Source organism: Streptococcus sp. ZY171113, assembly GCF_057748235.1.
Genome location: NZ_CM173243.1, coordinates 409,510 through 421,655, shown reverse-complemented (window position 1 = coordinate 421,655; position 12,146 = coordinate 409,510). Strand labels below are relative to the sequence as shown.

General features: G+C 49.1%; 4 protein-coding genes and 5 tRNA genes. 1 reads left to right on the top strand and 8 read right to left on the bottom strand.

Annotation, left to right across the window (positions count from 1 at the left end):
* Positions 1-70 precede the first annotated feature (70 nt).
* From rpoC to pbp1b, 3 genes are all read right to left on the bottom strand, one after another.
* Positions 71-3,754: a DNA-directed RNA polymerase subunit beta' gene (rpoC, locus tag AC3ARB_RS02150; RefSeq protein WP_488320927.1), complete on the bottom strand. Its 3,684-nt coding sequence runs from the start codon at positions 3,752-3,754 to the stop codon at positions 71-73.
* 61 nt (positions 3,755-3,815) lie between these two features.
* Positions 3,816-7,445: a DNA-directed RNA polymerase subunit beta gene (rpoB, locus tag AC3ARB_RS02145; RefSeq protein ID WP_488320926.1), complete on the bottom strand. Its 3,630-nt coding sequence runs from the start codon at positions 7,443-7,445 to the stop codon at positions 3,816-3,818.
* 386 nt (positions 7,446-7,831) lie between these two features.
* Positions 7,832-10,126 (bottom strand): penicillin-binding protein PBP1B, encoded by a 2,295-nt coding sequence (gene pbp1b, locus AC3ARB_RS02140; RefSeq protein ID WP_488320925.1) that lies wholly within the window; start codon positions 10,124-10,126, stop codon positions 7,832-7,834.
* A gap of 258 nt (positions 10,127-10,384) precedes the next feature.
* On the opposite strand from pbp1b, the gene AC3ARB_RS02135 reads away from it, so the two are divergent.
* Positions 10,385-11,641: an ISL3 family transposase gene (locus AC3ARB_RS02135; protein ID WP_488320924.1), complete on the top strand. Its 1,257-nt coding sequence runs from the start codon at positions 10,385-10,387 to the stop codon at positions 11,639-11,641.
* Between the two features lie 95 nt (positions 11,642-11,736).
* Here AC3ARB_RS02135 and AC3ARB_RS02130 read toward each other — a convergent pair.
* The 5 genes from AC3ARB_RS02130 to AC3ARB_RS02110 form a co-directional block, all read right to left on the bottom strand.
* A tRNA-Pro gene (locus AC3ARB_RS02130) sits at positions 11,737-11,810 on the bottom strand.
* A gap of 2 nt (positions 11,811-11,812) precedes the next feature.
* Positions 11,813-11,886, bottom strand: a tRNA-Arg gene (locus tag AC3ARB_RS02125).
* Between the two features lie 15 nt (positions 11,887-11,901).
* A tRNA-Leu gene (locus AC3ARB_RS02120) sits at positions 11,902-11,985 on the bottom strand.
* Positions 11,986-11,996: 11 nt separating this feature from the next.
* Positions 11,997-12,068, bottom strand: a tRNA-Gly gene (locus AC3ARB_RS02115).
* Positions 12,069-12,071: 3 nt separating this feature from the next.
* A tRNA-Thr gene (locus AC3ARB_RS02110) sits at positions 12,072-12,144 on the bottom strand.
* Between the last annotated feature and the right edge of the window lie 2 nt (positions 12,145-12,146).

Below are 12,146 nucleotides of genomic sequence, written 5' to 3'. Positions count from 1 at the left end.
CCAAACTCACATTAGAAAGACTCATATGGAATAAAGAAACAAGCCACCCGAGGGCAGCTTGTTAACAGATTTAGTCTTCAGTTGTCACGTCAACCACTTCTGGTTCAAGGGTTGCTGGTTCAGACACCGCTGATTCAGCCTCCTGGACCTCATCAACCTCTTCAAGTAGCTCAACATCGTTGACCGCTTGTGGTTCCAGGTTGCGGTAGCGGGCCATACCCGTACCTGCTGGGATGGTCTTACCGATGATAACGTTCTCCTTGAGACCAAGCAGATTATCCCGTTTACCACGGATAGCCGCATCGGTCAAGACGCGAGTGGTTTCCTGGAAGGAAGCCGCTGACAGGAAGGAATTGGTCTCCAGAGAGGCCTTGGTGATTCCCATCAGAACTGGGCGGGCTGTCGCTGGGATTTGACCAGAGATAACATACTCAGCATTGGCATCGGTAAAGTCTGCAATGTCCATGAGGGTACCTGGCAAGAGATCGGTATCACCTGGATCCATGACACGCACCTTGCGGAGCATTTGACGAACCATGACCTCAACGTGCTTGTCGCCGATTTCTACACCCTGGCTACGGTAAACTTTTTGTACCTCAGCCAGAAGGTAGGTTTCAACAGACAGGGTATCACGAACTTCCAAGAGGCGTTTGGGCTGGATAGAACCTTCCGTCAAGGCCTGACCACGGTTGACAAAGTCGCCTTCACCAACCGTCAAACGAGCGGTGAACGGTACTTGGTACTCACCCATGCCAGTTTGGCCCTTAACAAAGACTTTCTTGGTCCGAGTGCTGGCGTCCTCTTCAATTTGAACAACCTCACCCTTAACCTCTGTAATCACAGCCTCACCCTTAGGATTACGGGCCTCGAAAATCTCTTGGATACGCGGAAGACCCTGGGTGATGTCGGTGTTTGATGCTACACCACCCGTGTGGAAGGTCCGCATGGTCAACTGGGTACCAGGCTCACCGATGGATTGGGCAGCGATGGTACCAACGGCTTCACCAACCTCAACCGCATCACCGGTCGCCAGGTTGATACCGTAACAGTGACGGCAGACACCGTGGCGGGTGTTACAAGTAAATACAGAGCGGATGGTCACTTCTTCAACACCAGCTTTGGTGATTTCAGCAGCCTTGGCTTCGGTAATCAACTGGTTAGCCCCCAAGATAACTTCACCGGTTTCAGGGTGTTTAACAGTTTTCTTGGTGTAACGACCATTAAGACGCTCTTCCAGCGTTTCAGTAACTTCCTTACCGTTGGTAATGGCTGTAATGGTCAAACCACGGTCGGTGCCACAGTCATCTTCACGGATAATCACGTCCTGAGCCACGTCAACCAGACGGCGGGTCAAGTAACCCGAGTCAGCGGTCTTCAAGGCCGTATCGGTCATCCCCTTACGGGCACCGTGGGTCGAGAAGAACATCTCGAGTACCGACAGACCCTCACGGAAGTTAGACAGGATTGGGAGTTCCATGATGCGACCGTTAGGAGCCGCCATCAGACCACGCATACCGGCCAGCTGGGAGAAGTTTGAGATGTTACCACGGGCTCCAGAGTCCATCATCATAACGATTGGGTTCTTCGGATCCTGGGTCTCAACCAAGCGTTTCTCCAAGGCTTCCTTGGCTTCACGCCAAGTGGTGGTCACTTCGATGTAGCGGTCGTCATCGGTCATCAAACCACGGCGGAAGGCCAAGTTGATGCGTTCAACCTTATCGTGAGCTTCTTCGATGATCTCATCCTTGTTGTCGATAACAGGGATGTCCGCGATACCCACGGTCAAACCAGCCAAGGTTGAGTGGTGGTAGCCCAAGTCTTTCAAACGGTCAAGGAAGGCAGAGGTTTCTGTTGTTCTCAAACGCTTGAAGGTCTCCGCGATGATGTGCCCCAGGTTCTTTTTCTTGAACGGCACGTTCAATGGCAGAGCTTTGATAGCTGCCTTGATGTCCTGACCAGGTTCCAAGAAGTAAACATCTGGTGTCCCATCAGTCAGGTTGGCCATGGTTGGTTCGTTGAGGTAAGGCAGGTCATCTGGAATAACCGCGTTAAAGAGAATCTTACCAACCGTTGTCATCAAGACCTTGTGGCGTTGGCTATCCTTCCACGGCTTGTCAGGCATGCTATCAACAGCGATACCAACACGGCTGTGCAGGTGGACATAGCCATTTTTCAGAGCCATAACAGCTTCGTCACGGTCCTTGAAGACCATGCCTTCGCCTTCACGCCCCTCATCTTCCATGGTCAGGTAGTAGTTACCCAAAACCATGTCCTGAGATGGGGTTACAACTGGCTTACCATCTTTGGGGTTGAGGATGTGTTCCGCCGCCAACATGAGGAGCCGGGCTTCCGCCTGAGCCTCTTCAGACAGCGGCACGTGAATGGCCATCTGGTCACCGTCAAAGTCGGCGTTGTAGGCCTCACAGACCAGGGGGTGAAGACGCAGAGCCTTACCATCAATCAAGACAGGCTCAAAGGCCTGGATACCCAAACGGTGAAGGGTAGGTGCCCGGTTAAGGAGCACTGGATGTTCTTTGATGACTTCTTCCAGAATGTCCCAAATCCGCTCATCGCCACGTTCAACCATCCGCTTAGCCGCTTTAACGTTCTGAGCGTAGTCACGAGCAACAATTTCCCGCATGACAAATGGCTTGAAGAGTTCGATGGCCATCTCACGTGGCACACCACATTGGTACATTTTCAGAGTTGGACCAACGGCGATTACCGAACGGCCTGAGAAGTCAACCCGTTTACCAAGCAAGTTCTGACGAAAACGTCCTTGCTTACCTTTTAGCATGTGGCTAAGGGACTTGAGTGGACGGCTACCAGGGCCTGTGATTGGACGACCACGACGGCCGTTGTCAATCAAGGCGTCAACCGCTTCTTGCAACATCCGTTTTTCGTTCTGGGTGATGATGCCAGGAGCACCAAGTTCCAAGAGACGGCCCAAACGGTTGTTTCGGTTGATAACCCGACGGTAGAGGTCATTAAGGTCCGAGGCTGCAAAACGACCACCGTCCAACTGAACCATTGGACGCAAATCCGGTGGAATAACTGGCAGGATGTTGAGGATCATCCATTCTGGCTTGTTACCAGACTTATAGAAGGCGTCCAAAACATCCAAACGACGGACAATTTTCACCCGTTTTTGACCAGTTGCCGTCTTGAGCTCTTCTTTGAGGCTGGCAATCTCGGTCGGCAAATCCACCTGTTTAAGCAGGTCTTGGATGGCTTCCGCCCCCATCTTGGCAACAAATGACCCGTAGCCATGCTCCAAGAGTTTCTCACGGTATTCCCGCTCGGTTAAGAGGGACTTGTGCTGCAGGCCAGTTTCTTTAGGGTCAATAACCACATAGGCTGCAAAATAGATGACCTCTTCCAAGGCTCGAGGGCTCATGTCCAGGGTCAAGCCCATGCGGCTTGGAATTCCCTTGAAGTACCAAATGTGCGAAATCGGTGCCTTGAGCTCAATGTGGCCCATCCGCTCACGACGAACCTTAGCCCGAGTAACCTCAACCCCACAGCGGTCACAAACAATGCCCTTGTAACGGATTCGCTTATATTTACCACACGCACACTCCCAGTCCTTGGTCGGGCCAAAAATCACCTCGTCAAAGAGACCATCCCGTTCAGGCTTGAGGGTACGGTAGTTGATGGTTTCTGGTTTTTTAACCTCACCGTAAGACCACGAACGGACCTTACTTGGTGACGCTAAAGTGATTTGCATACTTTTGAAACGATTTACGTCAACCACTAATCTTACCTTTCTTACTATATGACTAGGGCTAGGGAGCTGACAGACCAGCTCCTAGCTCTTATTCTTCAGTTTCTTCTGTGTCAGCTTCGAGTTCACTATCTTCCGTTACTGCTTCAGCTTCACGTGCTTCTGCCTCTTCTTGGGCAAATGCTGCCGCTTCGCGAGCTTGTTTTTCACGAGCCTTTTCCAGATCGTCAACGTGCATCACGTCATCATCCTCACCCTCGTCCAGATCACGCAGTTCCACTTCATTGTCATCCTCGTCCAGAACACGCATGTCAAGACCAAGGGACTGGAGTTCTTTAACCAATACACGGAAGGACTCAGGAACACCTGGTTTTGGAATTGGCTTACCTTTGGTAATGGCTTCATAAGCCTTGAGACGGCCAGTCACGTCATCTGACTTGTAGGTCAAGATTTCTTGGAGGACATTGGACGCACCGTAGGCTTCCAAGGCCCAAACTTCCATCTCACCAAAACGCTGACCACCGAACTGGGCCTTACCACCGAGTGGTTGCTGGGTAACCAGCGAGTAAGGACCTACCGAACGAGCGTGGAGCTTGTCGTCAACCATGTGGTGGAGCTTGATCATGTACATGACACCGACAGAGACACGGTTATCAAACGGCTCACCCGTACGACCATCGTAAAGGACAGTCTTAGCATCAGAATCCATACCAGCCTCACGAACAGTTGACCAGAGGTCTTCTGAAGTCGCCCCGTCAAAGACTGGGGTCGCAATGTGAATACCCAGGTTACGAGCCGCCATACCAAGGTGGAGTTCCATAACCTGACCGATGTTCATCCGTGATGGTACCCCAAGAGGGTTCAACATGATGTCAACCGGTGTGCCATCTGGCAGGTAAGGCATGTCCTCAACAGGAACGATACGAGACACGACACCCTTGTTTCCGTGGCGTCCGGCCATCTTATCACCGACCTTGATTTTACGTTTTTGAGCGATGTAAACACGGATTTTCATGTTCACACCTGATGGCAATTCATCACCGTTGGCACGGGTAAAGATTTTCACATCACGAACGACACCATCACCACCGTGTGGCACCCTCAGAGAGGTGTCACGAACTTCGCGGGACTTGTCTCCGAAGATAGCATGAAGAAGTTTTTCCTCAGCAGACAGGTCTTTTTCACCTTTTGGTGTGACCTTACCAACCAGGATATCACCTTCTTTAACTTCCGCACCGATGCGGATAATACCCAACTCGTCCAAGTCACGCAGAGCATCTTCACCCACGTTAGGAATTTCACGGGTAATTTCTTCAGGGCCCAACTTGGTGTCGCGAGTTTCACTTTCATACTCTTCCAAATGAACAGAGGTGTAAACATCCTCTTTCACCAGACGCTCACTCATGATAACCGCGTCCTCGAAGTTGTAACCTTCCCAGGTCATGTAAGCAACGATAGGGTTTTGACCCAGGGCCATTTCCCCACGCTCCATAGACGGACCGTCAGCGATAAAATCACCTTTTTCAACCTGATCGCCAACCTTAACAAGGGTGCGTTGGTTGTAGGCAGTGCCTGAGTTTGAACGACGGAATTTAGTGATGGTGTAAACGTCTAGGCCACCATCCTTGCGACGAACCTCAACCTTATCGGCATCCGAGTAAACAACGGTACCGTCATGCTGGGCGATGACTGCTGCACCAGAGTCGTGGGCCGCTTGGTATTCCATCCCCGTACCCACATAAGGGGCTTTAGGGTCAATGAGGGGAACAGCCTGACGTTGCATGTTTGCTCCCATGAGGGCACGGTTGGAGTCATCGTTTTCCAAGAATGGAATACAAGCTGTTGCGACCGCAACTACCTGCTTGGGTGACACGTCAACATAGTCAACGATTGAAGCTGGGAATTCTTGGTTGTTACCCTGGTGACGACCCATAACAACTTCTTCTGCGAAGGTGTTGTCGTCATTCAAACGAGAGTTGGCCTGAGCCACGGTAAATTCGTCTTCCTCATCGGCGGTCAACCAGTCAATCTGGTTGGTCACTTGACCAGTCGCCCGGTCAACCTTGCGGTAAGGGGTTTGGATGAAACCGTACTTGTTGAGGTGACCGTAAGACGACAAGTTGTTGATCAAACCGATGTTAGGTCCCTCTGGGGTCTCGATTGGACACATGCGGCCATAGTGGGTGTAGTGAACGTCCCGAACCTCATAGCCAGCCCGGTCACGAGTCAAACCACCAGGTCCCAAGGCTGACAAACGGCGTTTGTGAGACAGCTCAGACAGCGGGTTGTGCTGGTCCATGAACTGTGACAACTGAGATGAGCCAAAGAATTCTTTGACAGCTGCTGTTACAGGACGAATATTGATGATTTGTTGCGGTGTCAGGGCCTCATTGTCCTGAGCAGACATGCGTTCACGGACATTTCGTTCCATTCGGTTAAGACCGGTGCGGAACTGGTTGGCCAAGAGCTCACCAACCGCGCGGATCCGACGGTTACCCAAGTGGTCAATATCATCTACCTTACCAATCCCTTCAGCCAGGTTGAGGAAGTAGCTCATTTCAGCCAAAATATCCGCTGTTGTCAAGGCACGCACCTTGTCACCAGGATTGGCATTACCAACGATTGTAACCACGCGATCAGGATCTTTAGGAGCAACAACCTTGAATTTCTGAAGCAAAACAGGCTCTGTCAAAACTGCGTAATCATTTGGTGTGTAAACCACCTTATTAAGGTCACCATCCAAGTGGTCCTCGATAGACTCAATCACCTCACGGCTCATGAAGGTCCCCGCAGATACCAAGATTTCACCGGTCTCAGGGTCTACCAGATTTTCCGCAATGGTCTGGTTGAGCAAACGCGTCTTAATATTAAGTTTTTTATTAATCTTGTAGCGACCAACCGCAGCTAAATCATAGCGTTTAGGATCAAAGAAACGGTTAATCATGATGCTACGAGAACTCTCAGCAGTCTTTGGTTCCCCTGGACGCAGGCGTTCGTAGATTTCCTTGAGCGCTTCTTCAGTTCGAGCGTCTGCTGGGTTCTTATGGATGTCTTTCTCGATGGTATTGCGAACCAATTCACTATCACCAAAGATGTCCACAATCTCATCGTCACCAGAGAAACCAAGAGCCCGAACCAAGGCTGTAAACGGCAGTTTACGGGTTCTATCAATACGGGTATAGGCAATGTCCTTGGCATCTGTTTCCAATTCCAACCAGGCACCACGGTTAGGGATAACGGTCGAGCCGTAACCTACCTTACCGTTTTTATCCACCTTGTCGTTAAAGTAAACACCAGGCGAACGCACCAGCTGGGAAACAATAATCCGCTCGGCACCGTTGATGATAAAGGTCCCCATCTCAGTCATGAGCGGGAAATCACCAAAGAAGACCTCTTGGGTCTTGATTTCACCAGTTTCCTTGTTAATCAAGCGGAAGGTCACATAAAGCGGTGCTGAATAATGGGCATCATGGCTCCGAGCCTCTTCCAGAGTGTACTTAGGTTTCTTGAGCTCATAGCCCACAAACTCCAAATCCATGGTTTCCGTAAAGTTGGTAACTGGAAGCACATCCTCAAAAACCTCTCTTAGACCATTATCCAAAAATTCCTTAAAGGAATCCGTCTGAATCTCAATCAAGTTCGGCAAATCAAGAACTTCCTTGATGCGTGAAAAACTGCGACGGGTGCGATGCTTCCCGTACTGAACGTCATGTCCTGCCACGTTAAACTCCTTCTACATCTAATCATTTCCGCCCCCAACCGTCTCGATTAGGGCCGAGGGTTTTGGTTTTTGGAAAATGGCCGAGCAGACCAGCTAGTGCCAGATGCTGTAACCATGCCCCAAGAACCCCAAAATCTTCCTTGCCCACAGGCAAGACCTTACCAGCCAAGACTGGCCTGTCCTTTTCGAGAAATTTTTAGAATTTTTAAGTTTAGGTAACAAACTCAAAAAAACCTAAAAATAGACACAAAAAGAGCAGCTAAATCAGAGGTTTTTCGTGATTTAACTGCTGCTAGTCTTAATTGGACAAGATTTCAACCAAGACAAACGACAAATATCCTAGTAATTATAGCATATTCCTCTTGGATTTACAAGAATCTTGTTTCTTACGGTGTCCGACCAAAGAAGGCATTCCAGGCCTGTTGACGGTCACTGGCGGACCCTCCCACCATAAAGTCATAGCTGGTAATCGGAGCAGGATTTTTAGCCCAGTGAGCGGTTGTCGTTCCCCCGTTAACAGTGATGTCTTGACCATTGATGGAGACCCGACCTGGTTGCTGGCCTGTCGAGGTCAGAACGGTTGAGTTGATCACACTAGGGTCTAGGGCAAATTTCTGATCCAGGCCAAAGACTGACGGATCGGCATTGTGAATCGCATTGACCAGCTGGGCCACATAACGATGGGTATGACGACCCGAGATATTACTCATAGGAGAATTATCATCGTGACCTGCCCAAGTTCCCAAGGTCACGGCTGGCGTACCGACAATCAACCACGAATCCACATTATCATCACTGGTTCCCGTCTTACCAATCCAGTCCCCGTTTGGTAAGCTCGGATTAAGGGCACCAATTTCCCGAAGAAAGGCTGTCGTCAGACCTGACCGCAAGGGCCCACGCAAGAGATGGGTCATGATGCTGGCTCCCGCTGGCGAATAAACCTGTTCACCAGGAGACGTGTACTCATAGATAACCCTACCATCGCTGGCGGTGATTTTAGCCACCACGTGTTTCTTGTGGTAAACCCCATTGTTGGCCAGGGTCTGATAACCGTTGGTCTGCTGGGCAACCGTCATGTCTGCCCCACCACCAATCGGTAAACTTTCAATGTTATAATCCTCAAACTCATAGCCCATCTTGGTCATGTAACTTTCCACATCAACTCCCCGTTCTCGAAGAAGCTTATAGGTCCAAAAGGCTGGGATATTGTAGGACATGTCCAGGGCATTCTGCAAGGTGACTGCTGCCGTCCCCTTGCTCCCAACATATAAAATGGGTTGGCCACTTGAGAAATTAGCTGGGTAGTTGGACAAGATACTAGCACTGCCAATCAACCCTTGGTCAATGGCAATCCCGTAAGCCAGAATCGGCTTGATGGTAGACCCAGGCGACCGTTTGGTATCAAAGGCGTGGTTGTTCTGGTTATTAGCATAGTCACGACCACCGACAAAGCCCAGCACTGCACCTGTACGGTTGTCCATCAAAACATTACCAGTCTCAACAAATCCCGTTCCATCATCCAGCAAGTAACCCAAATTAGCTGCCGTAGCCTGCATAGCCTCATGAATCGGACGATTGATTGTAGAGGTAATAGTATAACCACCCAGAGACAATTCCTCGGGCACCTTTTCCCAATAGGCTGCACGAACCGCATCATCCTTACGGTCTTGTTCAGAAACCCCATCACGGTCTAACAAGTAGTTGTAAATCAACTCCTTGGCTTCATCCATCACCGTATAGTATAAAAAGTCATGGGAAGTAGCAGGAATCGCCTCAGGCCGTTTGAAATCCTGGCTCAAGTCATAATTCTTGTAGCTCTCGTAAGCCTCCTTATCCAAAACACCTGTCCGATACATGTTATACAAGACATGCTGGGCCCGTTTCAGACCATAAGCCATATCATCTGGCGTCTTAAAATTACCATCCGACGTATAAGGCGAATAAACAATCGGACTTTGAGGCAGACCAGCCAAGAAAGCAGCCTGCGGAATGGTCAAATCCTTGGCAGAAACACCAAAAATCCCCTGAGCTGCCTCTTCAACTCCTGCAATATTCTGGCCACGATTGTTCCGCCCAAAGGGCGACACATTCAGATAATTCGTCAGAATATCCTCCTTAGCCATGTGACGCTCCAACTCCAAAGCATAGATCATTTCCTGAGACTTCCGACTAAAGGTCGGTGCATCCCCCAAAATCTGCTGCTTAATCAATTGCTGGGTCAAGGTCGAGCCACCGCTCGTCTCCCCGATGCCAACCAGAGACGTCAAGGCCGCACGAAAGACCGCCTTGGGCAAAACCCCCTTGTGGGTCTCAAAAGTCTCATCCTCCGTCGCCACGATAGCATCTTTGATGTTTTGGGAAATAGCAGAGCCCTCAACAGGTGTCCTCAACAAATCCGAATCAATGGCTGCAATCTGAGAACCATCCGCATAAGTCATGCTAGAAATCCGAGTAAAGGTCCCAACCTGACTAACCAAGGTCTCCTTATCAGGCAACTTGACCCCATCAATCTGACTAGCCAAATAACCCATCGCCGTACCCGCTCCAAACAGGCCAAACAAAAAGAGTAAACTATAAAAAAAATGCGATAAAAGCTTCAGAGTCTGTAAAACAACCCCAAATAAATCAAATACATTGAGCCCAGACAAGGCTGATTCCTGACGATAATGACGTTTTCTCATAATACACCTCAGCCTATATTATAACAAAAAAAAATCAAACTGACCTCAAGATACTCTAAAAACCTCAGGCCTCTAAAAAGAATATTCCTGATATGATAAAAGTAGCAGAACAAAAAGAAAGCAAGCAAGAAAAAACGGCTCTATAATTTCTGTAGTGGGTAAATCCACCACAGAGATTATAGGGCCTTTTGAATGTAGAAAAAAAGTCCCATATGACCTACAATGAAAAGCGACGAAACTCACATTAGAAGGACTCATATGGAACAGAATCATTTTATCACACAACTGCTGGAAATTAAAGACCCTAACATCACTATTTTGGAGATTGTGGAGGCTGGAAGTCACAAGGAAGTCATCGCTAAGCTGGACTACCCTGCTCCAAAATGCCAACATTGCCAAGGCCAGATGGCCAAGTACGACTTCCAGAAACCATCCAAAATACCCTACCTAGAATGTGCTGGTTACAAGACACTCATTCGCTTGCAAAAGCGCCGGTTCCGATGCCAGGAGTGCGGAAAAATAGCTGTCGCTGAGACCTCATTGGTTAAGAAAAACCACCAAATTCCTCTCATCCTTAATCAGAAAATCGCCCAGAAACTGCTTGAGAAGGTGGCGATGACGGCCATCGCTGAATGCCTGGCGGTGTCAACCTCAACGGTCATCCGAAAGCTAAAAGAGTTCCAGTTCAAGACAGACTTAAACTGGATTCCTGAGAACATGTCCTGGGACGAATACAGCTTCAAGAAAGGCAAAATGAGCTTCATCGCTCAAGACTTTGACTCGCTCAAAATCATCACAATTCTAGACGGTCGAACCCAAGCTACCATTCGCAACCACTTCCTACGCTATCCGAGAGCCGTCAGAAACCGTGTCAAGGTCATCACCATGGACATGTTTAGCCCTTACTACGACATCGCTAAGAAACTATTTCCAACTGCTAAAATCATCCTCGACCGTTTCCACATTGTTCAACACATAAGCAGGGCCATGAACAGGCTACGCGTACAGGTAATGAACCAGTTTGACAGAAAATCTCACGAGTACAAGGCACTCAAACGCTACTGGAAACTAATCCAGCAAGATAGTCGTAAGATCAGCGATAAACGCTTTTATCGTCCAACTTTTCGCATGCACTTGACTAACCAGGAGATTGTCGCTAAGCTGCTCGGCTATTCTCAAGAACTGAAAGAGCACTACGAGCTCTACCAGCTGCTCCTGTTTCATTTCCAGGAGAAGCAAGCTGACCAGTTTTTTGGGCTTATCCAAGAGGCTCTGCCAGCTGTCAATCCTATCTTTCAGACGGTTTTCAAGACCTTTTTGAAAGATAAAGACAAGATTGTCAATGCTCTGGAACTGCCTTACTCAAACGCTAAACTCGAGGCGACAAATAATCTCATCAAGGTCATTAAGCGGAATGCTTTTGGCTTCCGAAACTTTGAAAACTTCAAAACTCGTATTTTCATTGCCATAAACATAAAACGAGAGAAGACAAGACTTGTCCTCTCTCGGTGTTAGATTGGTCAACCCACTACAGTTGACAATGAGCCGAAAAAACTAGTTGATTTCCATGCCATAAACAACGAAAAAGCACTGACTGACCAGTGCTTAAATCGGGAAGACAGGATTCGAACCTGCGACACCTTGGTCCCAAACCAAGTACTCTACCAAGCTGAGCTACTTCCCGTATGCACCCTAGAGGAGTCGAACCTCTAACCGCCTGATTCGTAGTCAGGTACTCTATCCAATTGAGCTAAGGGTGCTCTATTTAATTTTTATGCTGAGGACCGGAATCGAACCGGTACGAGGTTACCCTCGCAGGATTTTAAGTCCTGTGCGTCTGCCAGTTCCGCCACCCCAGCTCCTCATCAAAAGCGAACGACGGGATTCGAACCCGCGACCCCCACCTTGGCAAGGTGGTGTTCTACCACTGAACTACGTTCGCATATGCCGGCTACATGACTTGAACACGCGACCCTCTGATTACAAATCAGATGCTCTACCAACTGAGCTAAGCCGGCCT

What these genes read in the sequence shown, in the direction of transcription:
- pbp1b (WP_488320925.1), bottom strand. Translation starts at nt 10,126, where the DNA reads ATGAGAAAACGTCATTATCGTCAGGAATCAGCCTTGTCTGGGCTCAAT.
- AC3ARB_RS02135 (WP_488320924.1), top strand. Translation starts at nt 10,385, where the DNA reads ATGGAACAGAATCATTTTATCACACAACTGCTGGAAATTAAAGACCCT.